We start from the raw sequence: 19,396 nt of genomic DNA on the forward strand, positions 1-19,396 counted from the left end.
AAATGGCCAACTCACTGATTAGCATACAAATCATCCCGAAAACGAAAAACGGCGAAGATGTCATTCCATACGTGGATGAAGCGATCAAAGTGATTCAGGAAGCGGGCGTCAAGTATGAGGTGCATCCGTTGGAAACGACAATGGAAGGGGAATTCTCAGAATTGATGGAAGTCATCAGGAGAATGAATGAGCGGATGATTGAAATGGGGAGCAAAAACGTCATTTCGCAAGTGAAAATTTTATATCAGCCGGAAGGAATAACAATGGACCAGTTGACGGAGAAATACCAAAAATGAACTGGGTCATAAAAAAAGGATGGAGGCCGGCAGCGGTCCTCCTCCTTTTATTATGTATATGGGAATTAGCTGTAAAAATGCTCGATATTCCGGGATGGCTCCTACCGGCTCCTTCTTCTATAATAACGGAAGCTTTGGCTGGCTATGAGGGGCTTCTGCCGCATCTGCAGTCGACCACTGCTCTTGCGGCTGGCGGCTTTTTAATTGGCTGTTCCATCGGACTGCTGACTGCTGTCATTTTGCATTTGCTGCCAGGTGTGCAGGAATCTGTTTATCCGTTGTTGATTTTATCCCAAAACGTCCCGATCATCGTATTGGCTCCGCTTTTGGTCATTTGGTTCGGCTTCGGTCTGCTTCCAAAAATCATCGTCATTACGCTTGTCTGCTTTTTTCCGGTGACAGTGGCTGCGATGGACGGGTTTCGCAATGTCCCTTCTGATATGAAGCATTATATGCTTATGGCCGGCGCTTCCAAAACCCAGTTGTTTTCCAAGCTGGAGTGGCCGTACGCTCTTTCCTCGGTTTTTTCAGGCTTGAAAATTTCAGCGACGTACAGTGTGATGGGAGCGGTCATTTCAGAGTGGCTCGGAGCAAAAAACGGAATCGGCGTCTATATGACACTGGCTTCTTCCTCTTTCCGGACAGATCGGGTTTTTGTAGCCATAATTATCATTATGATCTTGAGCTTGCTGTTTTTTGCAATTATCGTGGCTATCGAAGCGAAGCTTGTTAAATGGAGAAGAAAGAAGGTTGGATAAATGAGTCATTTGGAAATCAGAAATTTGTCCATTAGCTTCGCTGGAAAAGAAGTATTGAAAGATATCCGCCTTACAGTTGAGGGAGGGGAATTTGTCACTATACTCGGGCCCTCCGGCAGCGGTAAAAGTACACTTTTTCATACCATTGGGGGTCTTTTGACACCTGATGAGGGTGGTGTCTTTTTGAGCGACCAGGAAATTACAGGAGAACGCGGACATATTAGCTATATGCCGCAGCAGCATTCCTTGTTTCCTTGGCGGACGATATTACAAAATGTGCTTCTGGGGCAGGAGCTGACCGGAAAAACTGATAAAGCCCGGGCATTGGAAATGATTGAAAAAGCCGGGCTGGCAGGCTATGAAAATGAACTGCCGGATGCTTTATCAGGCGGAATGAAGCAACGAGCCGCTTTTATTCGGGCATTATTAAGCCCGCAATCTCTCATTCTCCTGGATGAGCCGTTCTCAGCGCTTGATGATTTCACGAGGCAGGATATGCAGCAATGGCTTCAGTCCATCTGGATGGAGTATAAAAAGACGATTCTTTTCGTAACACACAATATTGAAGAGGCTCTTTTCCTGTCTGATCGGATCGTAGTCCTGTCAACGAAACCGGCAACTGTAGTCAAGGAATATAAGCTGCCTTTCGGTAGGCCACGAAAAAAGGAGCTGTTTTTTTCGAGAGAGTTTTTTGACTGGAAGCAGGAAATCAGCCGCTGGATTGTGAATGGCGGTGACTAAAATGAATCGAGTGATTGATTCCCACATTCATTTGGATTTGTACGAGCAAAAAGAAATTGAAGAGATCATGGCGGGGCTGAACTCTGCCGAGTGTACGGATTTGATCTCGGTATCTTTCCATTTGGATTCTTGTTTGCGTAATTTACAACTGGCCGAAACATATGATCAGGTGCATCCGGCATTCGGATTTCACCCGGAGCAGGAATTGCCTTCAGATGAAGAGCTTCAGGATTTATTTTCCTGGATGGAAAAATATCAGAAGCAAATGGTCGCTGTCGGGGAAGTGGGACTACCTTATTATTTGCGTACGGAAAAGGGAACCGGTTTTTCAATTGATGAGCACATTGACCTACTCGAACAATTCATTGTGAAGGCTAAGCAATGGGACAAGCCGGTCATTTTACATGCCGTGTACGATGATGCGCCGATCGCCTGTGATTTATTGGAAAAGCATGGAGTGGAAAAAGCGCATTTCCATTGGTTTAAAGGAGATTCAAAGACTGTGGGGCGGATGATTGAAAACGGATGGTTTATTTCCGTGACTCCTGATCTTATTTATGAGAAGGAAATCCAGGAGCTGGTAAAAAAGTACCCCCTCGGACAAATGATGGTGGAAACCGATGGACCGTGGCGTTTTGAAGGACCTTTTACAGGGAAAATGACGCAGCCAATAATGATCCATGATACAATTACCGCCATTACTTCGATAAAAAACTGCGGACGGGAAGAGGCGTATCGAACGCTGTATGACAACACCGCCAAATTCTATCGATTGAACATGTTTTAAACTCCCTTTTTAAGGAAAAAAGAAGAATAAAGAAGTGGAGGGAGTAAACATGGGATCTAAACCGACACAAAATAAGATAGACAGGGCGAAGGCCCTGGAAGAACGCAATGAGAAGGATAAAGCTTTTTACAAAGACAAAGTGAAGCAGGCGCAGCGTGATCAGCTGGTCATGCCAGTCGATGATATTTCTAACGAACTGGTGGAAAAAAGGGAAGAGTTTGAGGATGATAAGAAAGCTTCTTATGGACCGCGTAAAGATGAATAAAGTGTAAAAAGCTGACCGTTGAAGGTCAGCTTTTTTTAAAGCAGTTTTTATTGCAGAATCCTTATACGTATAGATGCGGAATTCCGCTCTTGTGCGCGTAAACAGGCATTATTCAAGTATGCCCTCGCAGCACAACTTGCGGTAACATTGTTCTTCAAAAGGTACGCTACCGATCGAGTTTGTTATCCACGGTCACTGACTCCCGTTTTTCACCCACTCTGCAACGGTCACAGTACGTTTCGCCTGATAGTTGACAGCATCCTTAACGTCCTCCACCATATTCCCGTCCTGGTCGACGGAGACGCTTGTCCCATAAGGGTTTCCTCCCGCGCCAAACAACACAGGGTCCGTGTAACCCGGAGCCGCTACGATAGCGCCCCAATGATACATCGTTGTATATAAAGATAAAATTGTTGCCTCTTGTCCGCCGTGAGGGTTCTGCGCAGAAGTCATGGCGCTGACAACTTTGTTCGCGAGTTTGCCTTTTGCCCAGAGGCCGCCCTGCAAATCAAGAAATTGCTTCATTTGGCTGGCAGGGTTGCCGAACCTGGTTGGAACGCTGAATATGATGGCATCCGCCCATTCCAAATCCTCAGATTTTGCTTCCGGGACATTCTTTGTCTTCTCTACGTGGGCTTTCCAGAGCGGATTGGACTCAATGGCCGACTGTGGGGCCAGTTCAGGCACCTTTAACACCCTTACCTCAGCACCTGCTTCTTTCGCTCCTTCTTCTGCCCATTTTGCCAATTGATGATTTGTTCCAGTTGAGCTGTAATAAATGACTGCGAGTTTAACGTTTGCCATTCCATCTCCTCCTAGAGCTTATTACAACTCTTGTTTTCCCTGCTGGGCAAAAATCAATCCTCTTAAAAGGAAGATGAATTAGAGATAGATTTTTTCATACGATTTAGCGGCTTCTACAACCTCGGTCCTGGTCAATTGGTGCCCGTTATGTTCCCAATGTACCGTCACATCGGCATGGGCCCCGGTAAGCAAGTCATAAAGATCCTTAGATTCTTCGGGCGGGCACATTGGGTCATTTTTACCAGCCGCTATAAAAACATGCCTGCCTGTCAGATCCGGAAGTTCAATTCCTCTTCTCGGCACCATCGGATGGTGTAAAATCGCTCCTTTTAATGAATCTTTATCATGAAACAATAAGCTTGCTGCAATGTTGGCGCCGTTTGAATATCCGATGGCTACAACATTATTCCGGTCAAATTCGTATTGTCCTGCTGCCTCATCCAAAAATTCGTTCAATTCATTTGTACGGAAAATTAAATCCTGTTCATCAAATACACCCTCTGCCAATCTACGGAAAAAACGGGGCATCCCATTTTCCAGGACATTACCGCGGACGCTCAATACCGAGGCGTCCTTGTCGATGATTTCTGCCAGAGGTAGGAGGTCGGATTCAGTTCCTCCTGTCCCGTGAAGTAAAAGCAAGGTCGGATTTGATAATTTCCCTTTTTTAAAAATATGCTTCATAGTTTTCTCCTTTCATTTCGGTCTTTCAATCTCAAAGATTTCTCCTACTTTTGCATAATTGTTCCCAGCCAAACGGCTCACTGCTCTCAAAGCATCAGGATCAATTTTTCCATCAAAATATATTTCTTCATCGAAATGGAATTGGACCACTTTGCCGATGATCAGATCGACGCCAGGCGTGTCGCCGTTACCTCCAAGTGCCACGGCTTGCTCCAATACGCATTCCATTCTCACTTTGGCTTCTTTTATCCCAGGAACTGAGACCATCCTGCTGTCTACCGTTGCCAATTGTGCAACGTCCAGCTCACTTTCATCAGGTGGAAGAGAGGCTGCTGTTTCATTGATCTTAGTCACGTTTTGTTCATCAACGATGTGAACGACGAATTCTTTCCGCTCTTGAATGTTGTGCGCGGTATCTTTGGGCATTCCGTTTTTCCGCTGGATTGCCAGCGAAATCATCGGCGGGTTGGAAGAGACGATGTTAAAGTAGCTGAACGGCGCACCGTTGATCGTGCCGTCTTTCGTTTGGCTTGTCACAAAAGCGATGGGTCTTGGAATAATGCTTCCAATCAGAAGTTTGTAATTATCCCTTTCACTGTTTTGAAATGGATCGATTGATATCATTACAATACCCTCCCCTTAATTCAGTTCCCTTACCTTAATTGGAATCAGGCTCTCCTCCAACCGCTGTCTATACATTTCATACTGCTGTGGAAGCATCAATTTTTCACCCATCGTCTCGAACGATTCATCGTGGGCGAATCCCGGCGGATCAGTCGCAATTTCAAAAAGGATATTTCCATGCTCTCTGAAATAGATGGCGTTAAAATAGTTCCTGTCTTGGACGGGCGTCACGCCATATCCATGGCTGGCGACGTATTTTTGCCAGTCCAGCTGATCGGCATCGTCTGCTGCACGCCAGGCGATATGGTGCACGGTGCCGACGCCCATTCTGCCGGGACCGCTCCGGGTTGATTTCAGGTCGATGACATTTCCAATATCGGCAGATGAGCGGAATCGGATCAATCCGCCTTCTTCCCCGACTTTTTCAAGACCCATGATATTTTCCAACAGTTCCGCCGTTTTCTCCGGACGCGAAGATAAAAGTGTTGCACCTCCAAACCCTTTGATGGCGACATCAGGATGGATCCCATCAAAAGCCCAAGTGTTTTTCTCTCCCGCTTCCCTTTCGACAATTTCCAGTTGAAGGCCGTGCGGATCAGTCAACGAGAGATAACTTTCTCCAAAGCGCTCGGATTTGGTAAAAGGCACTTGAAGCGTCTCCAGACGCTTTTCCCAGAATGGTATTGCGTCTAAAGGCACCGCATACGAAGTCACGCCTACTTGACCGTCACCGATTTTTCCCGGATACGCATCGGGCCATGGAAAAAATGTAATGATTGTACCGGGCCTTCCGCCTTCATTTCCGAAATACAGATGGTACGTGCCCGGGTCATCAAAGTTGACTGTTTTCTTGACCATTCTCAAACCCAGTACACCGGCGTAAAAATCCACGTTTTCCTGAGGATGTCCGACAATTGCTGTGATATGATGTATCCCTGCGGTTTTTTTCACAAGCTCATCTCCTTTAAATGCTTCCGGCTTTCTGTCCGATTTTCTTTAACATGCTGATTAATGATTCTTTATCTTTCTCGCCTAAATCGCCAAAAATCTTATCAATCAATTGTTGATGCACAGGAAAAACCTTTTCCATAAATGCGTTTCCCTGTTCCGTTAAAATCACATGGATTACCCTTCTATCTACTGGGCACGTTTTCCTTTCGAGCATGCCTTTTTTCTCCAACTTATCAATGACATATGTCATTGATCCGCTGGCAATCAAGACTTTGCTGCAAATTTGCTGGACCGTCAACTGTCCCTTGTGATAGAGAGCTTCCAAGACGGCAAATTCAGAAAGGTTGACATCGTAGTTGGCGACATCCTGTTTGACCTTTTCTTCAATCGACTTGGCGGCTTTCATCAGGACAACGAATGATTTTAAGCCCAAGTTTTCACCCATGTTGAAACCTCCACGAAGTTATTCTGAATTCAAACTATATGAATTGAGAATATTTTATATCGCCGAAAACTTATTGTCAAATAATAAAAGTTGAAAATTATTCCACTTATTGCATACCAACAGTAAAAAAGGTAATATAGTAGAGTCTCTATTATATTCGACATTATTCTTACTTTTTCAACATTTTGGAGGGGAACCAATTACTATGGAGAAAAAACTTTCTTTTTCATCATACTTTATTATTGGTGTGATGTTATTTGCGTTATTCTTTGGGGCAGGAAACCTTATTTTTCCAGCGTCGCTTGGACAGAATGCCGGAACAAATCTTTGGCCTGCTGTTATTGGATTTTTAATTACAGGAACTGGCTTGCCATTTCTTGGAATACTTGCCATGGGCTTTTCAGGAAGTCGCAATCTTCAGGAACTTGCGAGTAGGATCAATCCGATTTATGCAGTGATTTTTACATCGCTTCTTTATCTGACAATTGGACCTTTTTTCGCAACTCCGCGTACAGGAGCAGTGGCTTATGATATCGGGATTGCTCCTTTTGTCGGCGATGATTTTGCAAAAATCGGGCTGTTCATTTTCACTCTTGCGTTTTTCGGAATCACTGTCTGGCTTTCGCTGAATCCTTCAAAAATGGTAGACCGTGTCGGAAAGATTCTGTCACCGGGTATCATTATTCTTCTTGCTGTTTTACTTATAACAGTCATTGTCAAACCGATGGGCTCATTTGAAGCACCTCAGGAAGCGTATAGCAGCGGCGCATTCCTAAAAGGTTTTACAGAAGGATATAATACGATGGATGCTCTTGCATCACTCGTTTTCGGTATTATCGTCATCAATGCAATCCGCGCTTTAGGTGTTACTAGCAAAAAGGACATCCTGTCAGCAACAATGAAATCCGGTATTGTTGCAACACTATTTCTAAGTATCATCTACGTAGGTATCGCTTATTTGGGTGCGACCAGTACGGAGAAATTCGGCCTTTTTGATACAGGTGGACCTGTATTGAGTGGTGCATCTTCTTATTATTTTGGTACGTTCGGATTGATTATGCTTGCGGTAATTATCATCCTAGCTTGCTTAACTACAAGTATTGGATTGATCACGGCTTGCGGGGAATATTTCCATACTCTTTTTCCAAAAATCAGCTATAAAGCATTCGTTGTTTTCTTTTCGTTGTTGTCTTTTACAATCGCGAATTTCGGGTTGGCGAATATCATCAACTATTCGATTCCAGTGTTGATGTTCCTGTATCCTTTGGCAATTGTTCTAATGCTGCTTACATTCTTGTCACCATTGTTCAAGCATTCACGCCTGGTATATGTGGCTGCAACTGCAGTGACTTTCTGCATCAGCATCATCGACGGGCTAAAAACATTCTGTGCCTTGTTTGAAATCCCATATTGGGGCTGGATGGCTCCGATTGTTGATTTTTATGAAAGCAATCTTCCAATGTATGCTGAAGGCCTTGGCTGGCTAGTACCTGTCCTTCCAGTGATCGTTGTGACGGGAATTATTGGACGAGTGATTTCTAATAAACAAGAAGACTTGAAGGCGTCTGAAGTCTGATTTTATTAAAAAATTGACCAAATGGTCTTGACATCCATTTATGAAAAAGATATTATCATAAATAATTAAAACTTTACGGATAATTCCGGCTGTGACGAAGAGGAGTAGCTGTTTTTCAACACTTAAGAGAGCCAGTGGGTGGTGTGAACTGGTGTGTGGGAATGGTGAATGGACTTCCGAGCCTTCAAACTGAACTTTGCCGCAAGGCAGTCAGTAGGTTTAGACGTGCGAGTCTCAACGTTATAAGAGACGGGCAATAAGCGTATGTGCTTGCTGCCGGCAAAGTGAGCCGAATTTCGGCTAATAAAGGTGGTACCACGGGTTCCCTCGTCCTTTGGATGAGGGGCCCTTTATGTATTTATATAAAGAAAAGCGGCAGGCGCCTATAGGCGCTGAAGCTAGACGCAACATTAATTCGGATCACAAATTAGTAGCAATTAATAATTTTTATAACAACATAAACCAAATCGATGAATAAGAAGAGTACACATGGCACGTACGTTACAGAGAACCGGTGATGGTGGGAATCCGGTGCGGACCGCTTTGTGGAATGGGCTTATGAGAGGTTTCCTGAAGAGAAGTAGGGAAAGACGGTTTCCCCCGTTAAAGGGATAGGGTATCGGCCGGATAAGCTGGCGCTGTACCCGAAAGAGATGGAGATTTTCATGTCTTCAATAAGAGGTGGCACCGCGTACTTTCGCCCTCTATAAATGCACTTATGTGTATTTATAGGGGGCTTTTTGTATTTATAATTATCGCGCATAGGCAGGATGAAAAGCGACAGGCCGTCGCGCTTGCGCTTGAATAAAAAGGAGGAATTCAAATGAAATTTCAATTGCAAAAATTGATGGCTGGTGAAAATTTAAGCATAGAAGAAATGAGAGAAGCCGCCGGTTTTCTGTTTACTGGCGAAGCCACGGAAAGTGAAGCTGGAGCATTGCTCGGATTGTTGGCATTGAAAGGGGAGACTGCCGATGAAATTGCCGGCTTGGTTCAAGCCATTCGGGAAAGGTCGGTTCCCATTCGATCCATACAAGGCAGTGTCATGGATAATTGCGGCACAGGCGGAGACGGATCCAGAAGCTTCAATATCAGCACGACGTCAGCGTTTGTCATTGCAGGAGCCGGAATCAAAGTCGCAAAACATGGGAACAGAAGTGTTTCCAGTCAAACAGGCAGTGCAGATGTGTTGGAATATTTGGGAGTTGCCCTTGAATGTACACCAGAGGAAACAGAGGAATTGCTGGAAGAAAATAATATCGCCTTTTTGTTTGCGCCGTATATTCACCCTGGAATGAAACAGGTGATGAAGGTTAGAAAGGACCTGCGGGTTCCAACGATTTTTAACCTGATCGGCCCTTTGACCAATCCGATTGAACTCGATACTCAGCTGATGGGGATTTACCGCCGTGATAAATTGCAGCTGATGGGGAATGTCCTGGAAAGGCTAGGGCGCAAACGAGCTGTAATCGTCAACGGGGCAGGACATATGGATGAATTGTCACTTGCGGGTGAAAATCATCTCGTAATTCTGAATCAAGGGAATATACAATCCATCACCCTGACTCCGGAGCAAGTTGGCCTTCCAACGTATTCTCTTGAAGAAATCGCGGGCGGGGATGCCGAAAGAAATGCCAGCATCATGATGAGCATTTTGCGTGGCGACGACGGTCCGTTCCGTGATACGGTACTGCTTAACGCTGGCGTAGGAATTTTTGCAAACGGCAAGGCGGATACGATTCAGGAAGGGATTAAGTTGGCAAAAGAGAGCATCGATTCAGGAGCAGCTTTATCGAAATTGGAGTTTTTAATTAAAAAGAATGAGCGTTTAACGCGGGGAGTGGTATAAAATGACAATATTGGATCGCATCATTGCACAAAAAGAAATAGAAGTAAATGAATTGAAAGCTATATACGGCTTCAAACAGCAAAAGCCTGTGAAAAGAAAGTCTTTATATGAAAGTCTTCAACAATCCGATACGATGAGCGTGATTGCGGAAGTGAAGCGTGCTTCTCCATCAAAAGGGGACATCAACCAGAAGGTGGACCCGGTTGCACAAGCAAAGCAATATGAAATCGCGGGAGCCACGGCAATTTCAGTGCTGACGGACCGGCAGTTTTTCAACGGCTCGATGGCGGATTTATCGGCGGTGGCTTCAGCTGTTCCCGAACTGCCTTTGCTTTGCAAGGATTTCATGATTGACCGAATTCAAATTGACACGGCCGTCGATCATGGCGCAAGCATCATATTGCTCATTGCAGCGGCCTTGGAGGAGGAGCAGCTCAGAGATTTGTACGACTACGCCAAATCGCTTGAGTTGGATGTATTATTTGAAGTTCATAATGAGAAGGAAGCGGAAACGGCCCTACGGATCGGAGCGGATATCATCGGAATCAATAATCGCGACCTGAAAACTTTCAACGTCGATTTGGCAGTGACGGAGCGGGTGTCTGCTTTAATAAAAGATGAGAATATTGCGGTTGTCAGCGAAAGCGGTATTCGGACACGTGAAGATGTTGTTTTTGCCGAAGCCGCAGGAGCCAGGGCGGTGCTTGTGGGAGAAACATTGATGCGAACAGATGATATTACTGCAACGATGAATGAAATCCGCATTCCGCTTCGCAAGGCGGTGCGCTGATTGAAAGTAAAAATCTGCGGAATCACTACAAAAGAATCAGCACAGGCAGCGTGTGAAGCGGGTGCTGACATGCTGGGGTTCGTGTTTGCAGAAAGTACGAGGAAGATTACTCCAGAAGCTGCGCGGGAAATCGTGGATCAACTCCCACAGCATGTAGCGGCTGTCGGTGTTTTCGTAAACGAGACAGTCGAAAACATTGAGCAGATTGCTGAAACTGCTGGACTCGATTACATCCAGCTTCACGGGGACGAACCTCCGGAATTTTGTGGAAAGCTTTCGCGTCCTATTATCAAGGCTTTTACAATTAGAGAAAAAGATGACGCTGAAAAGTTGTTCAAATATGAATGTGACTATTACTTAGTGGATAGTCCGGGTATCCGTTACCGTGGAGGAAGCGGGATGCCGTTTGATTGGAGTCTTTTACAAAATCAAAACATCCCAAGGGGGAAAATGATCCTTGCGGGTGGCTTGAATGAAGCGAATGTAACAGAAGCTATCGATATGGTGCAGCCCTCCGGAGTGGATGTATCAAGCGGCGTGGAAACGGACGGACAAAAAGATTTAAAGAAAATATTTGCTTTTGTCAAAACGGCAAAACAATTATAACAAGGGAGAGAAATGGCTATGGCTACCAATATTTTACCAGATAAAAAAGGCCGTTATGGACAATTTGGCGGACGTTTCGTCCCAGAAACATTAATGCCAGCAGTATTGGAATTGGAAAAGGAGTATAAAAAGGCGGTAACTGACCCCGAATTCGCCGAACAGATGGACTATTACTTAAAACAATATATCGGCAGAGAAACACCTTTATATTTTGCCGAGAATTTAACGAAGCAGTTGGGCGGAGCCAAAATCTATTTGAAGCGCGAAGATCTGAACCATACTGGCGCCCATAAAATCAATAATACAATCGGCCAGGCTTTACTGACGCAGAGGATGGGTAAGAAAAAAGTTGTTGCGGAAACAGGAGCCGGCCAGCATGGGGTGGCAACGGCTACAGTCTGCGCATTGCTTGGTTTGGAATGCATCGTATTCATGGGAGAAGAAGACATCAGACGCCAGCAGCTGAATGTTTTCCGGATGGAACTGCTTGGTGCTGAAGTAAGAGGCGTCTCTCAAGGAAACGGGACATTAAAAGATGCGGTGAACGAAGCGCTGCGCTACTGGGTCGCAAATGTAGAGGATACCCACTACATTTTGGGTTCAGTCGTTGGTCCGCATCCGTTTCCGCAAATCGTCCGCGATTTCCAAAGCATCATTGGAAACGAGACAAAAAAGCAGATGATCGAGCAGGAAGGGAAACTCCCTGATGCAGTCGTTGCCTGTGTTGGCGGCGGAAGCAATGCGATGGGGATGTTTTATCCGTTTGTAGAGGATAAGGAAGTGAAGATATACGGTGTTGAGGCGGCAGGATCCGGAATTGGAACAGGCAAGCATTCGGCAACACTGACGGATGGAAGAGCGGGAGTTTTACACGGCACGTTAACGTATTTACTGCAGGACGAAGCGGGGCAAATTCAGGGAGCGCATTCCATTTCTGCTGGATTGGATTATCCGGGAGTAGGTCCGGAACATGCTTATTTAAAGGACTCTGGGCGTGTTATTTACACGTCTGCGACAGACGAAGAGGCTCTGGAAGCCTTTCAGTATTTATCCAAAACAGAAGGGATCATTCCTGCGCTTGAAAGTTCTCATGCAGTGGCTTATGCAGTTAAATTGGCAAAAGAGATGAAGCCGGAGGAAACATTGGTCATTTGCTTGTCAGGAAGAGGCGACAAGGATGTTGAAACTGTAAGAGCAGCGTTGGGAGGCGGATTGAATGGGTAAAGAACGGGTCGTTGAGGCAATACGCAGCGTGTTGGATCGGGGAAATAAAGCTTTTGTTCCTTACATCATGGCGGGAGACGGTGGTCTTGAAAAATTACCGGAGCAAATTTCATTCTTAGAAAAAAGCGGGGCGACAGTCGTTGAACTGGGAATTCCGTTTTCCGACCCGGTCGCCGACGGCCCCGTCATACAGGAAGCTGGAATCCGAGCGCTGGCCAATGGAACTACATTGGAAGCCGTGCTGGAGACAGTAAAGGGAACGAAGGAGACACGCACCATTCCAATCGTGTTAATGACATATTTCAACCTTATTTTCGCCTATGGCATCGAACGGTTTGCAGCGGACTGTGCAACGTCCGGCGTTGACGGCGTCATTATTCCTGATCTTCCGTTGGAAGAAGAGGAATTGGCTGTTCCGGCACTTTCCGAGCATAATATCGCATTGATCCGACTTGCTGCCCCGACAAGTCCTCGAAGCAGACTGGAGGAAGTCGCAAAACGGACAGAAGGCTTCCTTTATGCGGTGACTGTCAAAGGGACGACAGGAGCCCGATCCGAATATGAAGAAGGAGTCGCGGGATATTTGGAGGAGCTGAAATCTTTATCATCCACTCCGGTATTGGCAGGCTTTGGCGTATCGTCTCCGGAACAAGTGAAGACATTGGCGCAGCATTGCGACGGCGTCATTGTCGGAAGTAAAATCGTCCAGTCGCTTGCGGAAGGAAAACTGGATGACATCACAGAGCTTATTAGCGCAGCGAAACAGGCAGAGCCGAAAACCGTTTAAAAAAGATGCTTTATTCTCTGGAAAACGGGTAAATAGGGGGAAAGGGAATAAAGGAGGAAACCTCTTATGGGTAAAACCAGAAAAATGAACCCTTATTTACTGTTGGGACTCGGCGTGGCCGGAGCTTTCTTATCGTCTAAGGAAAACCGTGACAAAGCAATGGAAATGGTAGAAAAAGTAAAACACAAGGCGATGGATCTTTGGGGAAATACAAGCAATCCGGACCCAGATCTTTTGGAAAAGGCCGGACGTCCCGATCCTCATGATTTGGAAGATGCTAAAATGGTTGGGGAAGGCGCGCAATATAGCGTTGACTATTACAACAAACAAGTACAATCAACAAAATGAAGACGAGGTCAGTCAATTTAGTAAATTGACTGGCTTTTTTTGTAATTGCCCAGTAATATCCTCGCATAAAAATCAATGTATAGTCATTTTTTTATCAAAGATTTTTAATGGAAAGTGATACAATATTCATAGAAAGGAATGAAGTTTTGTCTATGAAAACCGATAAAAAAATCTGTATATGAAAAAGATGAAAAGTAAATTATTCAAATTTGTTCTGTTTATTGCATTCATTTGGTTATTTTTATATGGAAACAATCATTGGCTGCAAGTATCCTCCTATGAAATAACTTCTGACAGAATCCCGAGCGCATTTGACGGTCTTGTCATCGTGCAGCTTTCGGACTTGCATGATGCCGAATTTGGCGAGAATCAGGTGAGGTTGGCAAAAAAAGTAAAAGACCTCAATCCCGACCTTATTTTTCTTACAGGAGACCTGATTGACAGCAACAGGTACGACCTGGAAAGAAGCCTGAATCTTGTACGGCAATTGGTGAAGATGACAGATGTTTATTATGTAACAGGAAACCATGAAGTTGCTGTCAACCGCGTGGACGAAATCACAGGTTCCCTTCGGGCATTGGGTGTTCATGTATTGAATAATGAGACAAACATCCTGGAGCGGGAGGGTGAACAGTTGGTGATTGCAGGGATTGAGGACCCATTAATGAATCCGCTGGAGCTGCCTGAAAAAACTGTCGCACAGTCGATCGATCGCGCATTGGATGGTATATCTGATCAAAATTATCGCCTGCTTCTTTCTCATCGCTCCGAGGTGCTTGATGTTTATGTTGACCAACAGGTTGATTTAATATTTACGGGGCATGCTCACGGAGGGCAAGTCCGGATTCCGGGAATCGGAGGCCTTATCGCACCTGGCCAGGGATGGTTTCCGAGATATACTGCAGGGGTCCATACAAGGGGGATCACTACTATAGCAGTGAGTCGGGGACTAGGTAACAGCGTCATCCCATACAGGGTTTTTAACCGTCCTGAAATTGTTGCGGTGACGCTTAGAAAAGAATAGGAATAAAAAAGCAATAGTCATGGCATCCTTTTCATTAAAGGGGGCCTTTTTATGTTGAATCTCATTATGAAATTGATTATTTGCCCAATCGTTGTAAGCATCGCGGGAAACATGCTGGCGAGCGTGAACTTTTCACATGCCTACCAGCCGATCATCATTGGCGTTACATTGGCTGTCGCCGGGCATCTGCTTGAATGGGCATTGCTGTCCAGAAACACATTTTGGTTCAGTACAATTACTGATTTTGTAGCTTCTACCCTCATCATTTACATTTTGGGTTACTTCTTTTATACGGCGCAGGTAACGCTTTTCGGAGCAGTAGTCACTGCATTGCTGCTGACTCTAGTAGAGTTTTTCGTCCACATGTGGCTGATCCGGTCAGGGCGGGCCAGAAAGGAAATGAAATTGGGATAAGAAGAGTGGTAGGCGCGCAGCCTTAGTCCACAAGCACAAGACGAATATTGATTAGGGAGCTTTTGGCCACGACAGCAAAGCTGCTGACATCAACACTTTATGCGAAGTGTCAGCAAATAAATTCCATGCAGCTTTGCAACGAGGGATACAACATTAGCTGTGCCGCAGGAGCATCTTTTTCATGAGTAAGCTAAGCTTCCTCGTGGCTTGTGACCTCGAGTCCAAAATTTACTCTAGATTTGTCTTCTTTTAAGAAAAGAGGCGGGGTAGTCCATCCTAGAAGCACTCAGCCCGCCTTTATATTTTTTGTACAGCATCTTCCACAGGAGTGTCCCCTGAGCTTAGTTCAACCGTTTTGTTCCTAACATGGTCGGACTCGAGGGAGGCGGAAATCACTTTTGCCAGATCTGCGCAAGAAATGGTTGGATCATCAATCCAATGAATATTCTCCTTGAGGTTCACTTTTCCCGAGGGTTCTTTATGGGCAATCTCCCCGGCCCTAATGATCGTAAAGTTTATTCCAGAGTTTTTTAAATAATCCTCCGCTACCCGTTTCATATATAAATAATCTTCAATGGAGCCCTGCGGATCATCCGCCCCCATCGCACTGAGAAGAATGAAGCTTTTCACGCCGCTGCGGACAGATGCATCAATCAGCGTTTTCGTATCGTTTAATACGGAGTCGATCACCCTACGGTCATTCGATTTAACATCACAACCGCCTGCATATACCACTGCATCCATTTCGGCGATCAAAGAGTCCGAAGGCTTGATTGCAATTCTTTCCTCGTTTATATGATCGAAAGCGCCCTTTAACTCTTCATTCTTAATGACGGCATAAATTTCGTGATCTGTATTGTCAGCTAAAAAGTCTGCAAGACAGCGCCCGGTATGTTCACAAGCTCCGGCAATCAATACATTCATGGACAACGCTCCTTTTCCATAGTGTTAAATATTATTTTTCCTGTTTTAAGGTAGAATAAACAACCCCTCACCATTTCATTGAGCCGCAAGTAATTGTATGATAGTAGGAAATGGACGAGGGAGTGGAAAGCCGTGTGCGGACGATACAGCTTGTTTGCAAATAGAAATGAGCTTGTTGACAGATTTCAAATCATCAACGGGGAGGATCTGGAATGGATAGAGCGGTTCAATATAGCCCCGAGCCAAAATGTTCTCGCCATAGTAAAAGATGAACATGGAAACAGGGCAGGGTTTCTTAAGTGGGGACTTGTTCCTTCCTGGGCGAATGATCCAAAAATCGGCTTTAAAATGATTAATGCAAGAGCTGAAACAGCGGATCAAAAGCCTAGTTTTAAAAGGCTCCTGAAAAGGCGGAGGTGTCTTATTGCAGCCGACGGTTTCTACGAATGGATAAAGCAAAAGGACAATGTCCGGAAACCTTACCGATTTGAATTGAAGACACAAGAGCCTTTTGCTTTCGCCGGTCTTTGGGACAGGTGGGAGAGTGAAGATGAAGTCATTCATTCCTGTACAATCATTACAACGGAAGCGAACGATCTCGTGAAGGAAGTTCATGACCGGATGCCGGTGATTCTGACGAAAGACGCGGAAGAAATATGGCTCGATCGTTCCGTTGAAGATACAGAAAGGTTGAAAGGGATTTTGCTGCCTTACGATATGGAAAAAATGGCTGCCTACCCTGTGTCCACGCTTGTAAACAGTCCGAAAAACGATACGAGAGAAATACTTAATTCTAAATAAAGTCCCCTGATTTTTGGAGGGGGCTTTTTTCTGTGCCAAAAGCCCTCGCAATTTGTGAAAAAGGTAGATGAATAGTCGTATGTCTTTACTTGAAACGACAAAGATTACGAGAGGAAAGAACTATTTTAAAATAATTTAGAATTTTCTAATGAAATGTGGTATCAATAGTCTTATAATAAGGTTGATTTAACAAAAGACGGGAGGTTCGTTTAAATGGTCATGAAGAAAAAGCGAAGGAGCTCCTTTGTTATTTTGACAACTTTTGTTATGCTCGGCTTTACTTTTTCAGCATCAGGGAATGATTTTCAAGTGTCGGCTGCTGATGAAAAAGCAGAACCTATTGCTGAAGAAGAGTCCGTTTCCACTGTTCAGCTTAATGTTCCTAACCAGCAGGCCATGGAAAAATTGATGCAGCTTGATATCGACCTGGCACACCGGGTCCTTGAGCATGACGGCGCGTGGGAAGTGGATGCAGTAGTGACACCTTCGGAGATTGCGATGTTGAAAGTTCATGGGATTACGGTGAAAGACACACTGTTGACAGAAAAACAGTGGAATCAACGGGTAGCGGAAAGGGAAAGGGCCATTCAGCAACAGTCGGCTATTGCTGCGGCTGAGGATCAATTGAAAGTTTTGCGTGCCAACCATTTTACTAATCAATCAGGGACGTTTCTTTATCTCGAAGTGAAATCAAGTGCGGGTTCGACTGCAAGTACTGCTTTAAGAGCGGAATGGACGGAGAATGGAGAGCAGAAGTCCGCGGCTATGTCCCGCAAGGTGGACTATGGAGAGTATTTATATCACTTTCTTCTTTTGCCTATCGAGGCAAAGCCTGACACGGTAAAGATTACAAGTAATCTCGGTGGTTCGGCAAGTGCCGATATTACAGAGTGGCTTGGAGCGGACAAGCCCGGCAATCCAAAGAAGCACTATGTGACAAACTTTGTCGATCATTATATGGATCCGACCGAAGTGGATGAGCGCATCGAACAATTAGCCAAAGAGTTTCCTGATCTCGTGGAAATTATAGAAATGCCAAACAAAACAAATGGATATAGACGTCATGCCCAAGCGACAATGGGAGGTTTTACAAATACCGCAGTTGTTGTTACATCGAAATCGTGGGGCCACGAAGGTGGAAATGATATTTCCGTAGAATTCAAGAATCCAGGAAAGAACAGCTCACCGCTCGACGTATCTGTCAATGGAACCAACATTGTTGTTGAGCTGGCAACAAACGCCTCGGGAAGTACAACAAGCACAGCAGCACAGGTTGTATCGGCGTTGAATTCAAAAGCTGGGAATCTTGTATCTGCGACAACCTACCGCGGGAACGCCGGAGCGGGAGTTGTAACTCCGGTCAATGCCAAATTAACGGATAACTTGAGTGCACCTGACCATATTTCCAGGGATCCTAATACAGTAAAAGCGATTCGGATCGGAAAGCATAGAGACGGTTCCAAACCTGGAGTACTGGGATATTCGCAGGAACACGCACGCGAGTGGGTCACACCGCTTGTTACCATTGAAACTGCTGAGCGTCTGCTAAGAAACTACGCTCAAGACGGGGAAACGAAGCGTTTGGTCAATAATCTCGACATCTTTTTAATCCCATCGGTAAACCCGGACGGCGGACATTACAGTTTCTATGATTACAATATGCAACGGAAGAATATGACGAACCACTGTGGTCCGACACAATCAGATTCGGGCTACCGTGACAGCTGGGGAGTCGACTTGAACCGCAACCATTCGGTAGGTTCCATGTTTGATGGATTTGTTGGAGCATCGGCCAGCTGTACAAGCAGTACTTTTGCCGGTCCTTCAGAGAATTCAGAGCCTGAAGCTAAAAACATTGTCTGGCTGGCAGACCAATATCCAAACCTGGCGTTCGGTATGAACATTCACTCGTACGGAGGATATTTCATGTGGTCACCGGGAGCGTATGACCCGCAGCGGAAGACGCTACCGCGTCCAACTGCAGGGGAAGAATCGTTTTACTGGGCAGCATCCACGCATATTTTAAATAAAATTCAGGACCACCGTGGAACGGTAATTTTACCAAGCAGAACTGGCCCAATTCCGGACGTACTTTATTCTGCGGCAGGAAACTCTGCGGACTATCTATGGTATGAAAAAGGGATCTATACATGGAACTTTGAAGTAGGCGCTGATCTCTGGAATGCAAGCACAAATAGATGGCAGGCAGTTGGATTCCAGCCAACTTATGCAGAGGGGCATGAAGAAGCGATGGAGTTTGCCAACGGTTTGATTGCTTTGATGGAAGTGGCCTACAATCATGCAAAAGACAAGCAGCCGCCGAAATCCAAAGCAGTTCCAGGGAAAGGAACTTTTGACGGACCAGTTGATGTAACATTTGAGCTCAGCGAACCGGCCACAGTGTACTATACATTGGACGGCAGCAAGCCGACCTTCGAGTCCGAGAAAATTCAGCTGAGCGGAACAAGGGAAGGCGCTGAGAGCATCCGTGTAACGGAGTCAACAACGATTAACTACTTTGCAGTAGACCCAGCTGGAAATATTGAGAAGAATTACAACCCATTGGGGAATGGCAACAACTTTAATTCAGCTAAAATAACAATTAAATAAAAGTGAAAAAGCAAGGGAGCCTCTTTGAAGTAGGCGTACCCTTGCTTTTTTAGGTTCTTCATCAAAATCATTTAATTTCAAACAAAGA

Annotated in this window: 22 protein-coding genes and 2 other annotated features; of the genes, 16 read left to right on the plus strand and 6 right to left on the minus strand. The window is 45.2% G+C overall.

Annotated features, from left to right (window positions below):
• The first annotated feature begins 2 nt into the window (after positions 1 to 2).
• Genes D4T97_RS02885 through D4T97_RS02905 form a run of 5 tightly spaced genes read left to right on the plus strand, consistent with a single transcriptional unit; the run spans position 3 to position 2,847 of the window.
• Positions 3 to 296: an MTH1187 family thiamine-binding protein gene (locus tag D4T97_RS02885; RefSeq protein WP_126047452.1), complete on the plus strand. Its 294-nt coding sequence runs from the start codon at positions 3 to 5 to the stop codon at positions 294 to 296.
• On the plus strand, positions 293 to 1,054 hold the full coding sequence (locus tag D4T97_RS02890; RefSeq protein ID WP_126047454.1) for an ABC transporter permease: 762 nt from the start codon (positions 293 to 295) through the stop codon (positions 1,052 to 1,054). Before D4T97_RS02885 ends, D4T97_RS02890 begins: the two co-directional genes overlap by 4 nt.
• Positions 1,055 to 1,795 carry an ABC transporter ATP-binding protein gene (locus tag D4T97_RS02895; protein WP_126047456.1) on the plus strand — a complete coding sequence of 247 codons (741 nt, stop codon included), beginning with the start codon at positions 1,055 to 1,057 and terminating at the stop codon, positions 1,793 to 1,795. It abuts the gene before it with no gap.
• Between the two features lies 1 nt (position 1,796).
• A complete protein-coding gene (locus D4T97_RS02900; RefSeq protein ID WP_126048047.1) occupies positions 1,797 to 2,582 on the plus strand; it encodes a TatD family hydrolase in 786 nt (261 codons plus the stop codon).
• A 49-nt stretch (positions 2,583 to 2,631) separates the two neighbouring features.
• Positions 2,632 to 2,847 carry a hypothetical protein gene (locus tag D4T97_RS02905; protein WP_126047458.1) on the plus strand — a complete coding sequence of 72 codons (216 nt, stop codon included), beginning with the start codon at positions 2,632 to 2,634 and terminating at the stop codon, positions 2,845 to 2,847.
• A gap of 192 nt (positions 2,848 to 3,039) precedes the next feature.
• Here D4T97_RS02905 and wrbA read toward each other — a convergent pair whose 3' ends face one another.
• The 5 genes from wrbA to D4T97_RS02930 all read right to left on the minus strand — a co-directional run bounded on the left by wrbA (position 3,040) and on the right by D4T97_RS02930 (position 6,355).
• On the minus strand, positions 3,040 to 3,651 hold the full coding sequence (gene wrbA / locus D4T97_RS02910; RefSeq protein WP_126047460.1) for an NAD(P)H:quinone oxidoreductase: 612 nt from the start codon (positions 3,649 to 3,651) through the stop codon (positions 3,040 to 3,042).
• Between the two features lie 78 nt (positions 3,652 to 3,729).
• Positions 3,730 to 4,335 carry an alpha/beta hydrolase gene (locus D4T97_RS02915; protein ID WP_126047462.1) on the minus strand — a complete coding sequence of 202 codons (606 nt, stop codon included), beginning with the start codon at positions 4,333 to 4,335 and terminating at the stop codon, positions 3,730 to 3,732.
• Positions 4,336 to 4,347: 12 nt separating this feature from the next.
• The gene (locus D4T97_RS02920; RefSeq protein ID WP_126047464.1) at positions 4,348 to 4,959 is read right to left on the minus strand and encodes a flavin reductase family protein; all 612 of its coding nucleotides are present in this window, start codon (positions 4,957 to 4,959) and stop codon (positions 4,348 to 4,350) included.
• 15 nt (positions 4,960 to 4,974) lie between these two features.
• Positions 4,975 to 5,910, minus strand: a complete 936-nt coding sequence (locus D4T97_RS02925) for a ring-cleaving dioxygenase (protein WP_126047465.1) — start codon at positions 5,908 to 5,910, stop codon at positions 4,975 to 4,977.
• A gap of 13 nt (positions 5,911 to 5,923) precedes the next feature.
• On the minus strand, positions 5,924 to 6,355 hold the full coding sequence (locus D4T97_RS02930; protein ID WP_126047467.1) for a MarR family winged helix-turn-helix transcriptional regulator: 432 nt from the start codon (positions 6,353 to 6,355) through the stop codon (positions 5,924 to 5,926).
• 205 nt (positions 6,356 to 6,560) lie between these two features.
• On the opposite strand from D4T97_RS02930, the gene brnQ reads away from it, so the two are divergent.
• The 9 genes from brnQ (at position 6,561) to D4T97_RS02975 (ending at position 14,973) form a co-directional block, all read left to right on the plus strand.
• Positions 6,561 to 7,931, plus strand: coding sequence for a branched-chain amino acid transport system II carrier protein (gene brnQ, locus D4T97_RS02935; protein WP_126047469.1), 1,371 nt, complete (start codon positions 6,561 to 6,563; stop codon positions 7,929 to 7,931).
• 82 nt (positions 7,932 to 8,013) lie between these two features.
• Positions 8,014 to 8,269 (plus strand) — a binding site (T-box leader).
• Between the two features lie 123 nt (positions 8,270 to 8,392).
• Positions 8,393 to 8,639 (plus strand) — a binding site (T-box leader).
• Positions 8,640 to 8,754: 115 nt separating this feature from the next.
• Positions 8,755 to 9,780 carry an anthranilate phosphoribosyltransferase gene (trpD, locus tag D4T97_RS02940; RefSeq protein ID WP_126047471.1) on the plus strand — a complete coding sequence of 342 codons (1,026 nt, stop codon included), beginning with the start codon at positions 8,755 to 8,757 and terminating at the stop codon, positions 9,778 to 9,780.
• Position 9,781: 1 nt separating this feature from the next.
• Complete coding sequence (trpC, locus tag D4T97_RS02945) at positions 9,782 to 10,570, plus strand: indole-3-glycerol phosphate synthase TrpC (protein WP_126047473.1); 789 nt, start codon at positions 9,782 to 9,784, stop codon at positions 10,568 to 10,570.
• On the plus strand, positions 10,571 to 11,176 hold the full coding sequence (locus D4T97_RS02950) for a phosphoribosylanthranilate isomerase (RefSeq protein ID WP_126047475.1): 606 nt from the start codon (positions 10,571 to 10,573) through the stop codon (positions 11,174 to 11,176).
• Positions 11,177 to 11,194: 18 nt separating this feature from the next.
• Positions 11,195 to 12,400, plus strand: a complete 1,206-nt coding sequence (gene trpB / locus D4T97_RS02955) for a tryptophan synthase subunit beta (protein WP_126047477.1) — start codon at positions 11,195 to 11,197, stop codon at positions 12,398 to 12,400.
• Positions 12,393 to 13,187 (plus strand): tryptophan synthase subunit alpha, encoded by a 795-nt coding sequence (trpA, locus tag D4T97_RS02960; protein WP_126047479.1) that lies wholly within the window; start codon positions 12,393 to 12,395, stop codon positions 13,185 to 13,187. The genes trpB and trpA overlap by 8 nt, the downstream gene beginning before the upstream one ends.
• A gap of 66 nt (positions 13,188 to 13,253) precedes the next feature.
• Positions 13,254 to 13,535: a hypothetical protein gene (locus D4T97_RS02965; protein ID WP_126047481.1), complete on the plus strand. Its 282-nt coding sequence runs from the start codon at positions 13,254 to 13,256 to the stop codon at positions 13,533 to 13,535.
• A 187-nt stretch (positions 13,536 to 13,722) separates the two neighbouring features.
• Positions 13,723 to 14,559 carry a metallophosphoesterase gene (locus D4T97_RS02970; RefSeq protein ID WP_126047483.1) on the plus strand — a complete coding sequence of 279 codons (837 nt, stop codon included), beginning with the start codon at positions 13,723 to 13,725 and terminating at the stop codon, positions 14,557 to 14,559.
• A 51-nt stretch (positions 14,560 to 14,610) separates the two neighbouring features.
• On the plus strand, positions 14,611 to 14,973 hold the full coding sequence (locus tag D4T97_RS02975) for a DUF2512 family protein (RefSeq protein WP_126047485.1): 363 nt from the start codon (positions 14,611 to 14,613) through the stop codon (positions 14,971 to 14,973).
• A 297-nt stretch (positions 14,974 to 15,270) separates the two neighbouring features.
• On the opposite strand, the gene D4T97_RS02980 is transcribed toward D4T97_RS02975, so the two are convergent.
• The gene (locus D4T97_RS02980) at positions 15,271 to 15,897 is read right to left on the minus strand and encodes an NAD(P)H-binding protein (protein WP_126047487.1); all 627 of its coding nucleotides are present in this window, start codon (positions 15,895 to 15,897) and stop codon (positions 15,271 to 15,273) included.
• 132 nt (positions 15,898 to 16,029) lie between these two features.
• On the opposite strand from D4T97_RS02980, the gene D4T97_RS02985 reads away from it, so the two are divergent.
• Positions 16,030 to 16,698: an SOS response-associated peptidase gene (locus D4T97_RS02985; protein WP_126047489.1), complete on the plus strand. Its 669-nt coding sequence runs from the start codon at positions 16,030 to 16,032 to the stop codon at positions 16,696 to 16,698.
• 213 nt (positions 16,699 to 16,911) lie between these two features.
• Positions 16,912 to 19,308: a M14 family zinc carboxypeptidase gene (locus D4T97_RS02990; protein WP_126047491.1), complete on the plus strand. Its 2,397-nt coding sequence runs from the start codon at positions 16,912 to 16,914 to the stop codon at positions 19,306 to 19,308.
• Positions 19,309 to 19,396: the final 88 nt, after the last annotated feature.

The sequence above is a fragment of the Siminovitchia acidinfaciens genome (assembly GCF_003605385.1).
Lineage (GTDB): Bacteria > Bacillota > Bacilli > Bacillales > Bacillaceae_C > Siminovitchia > Siminovitchia acidinfaciens.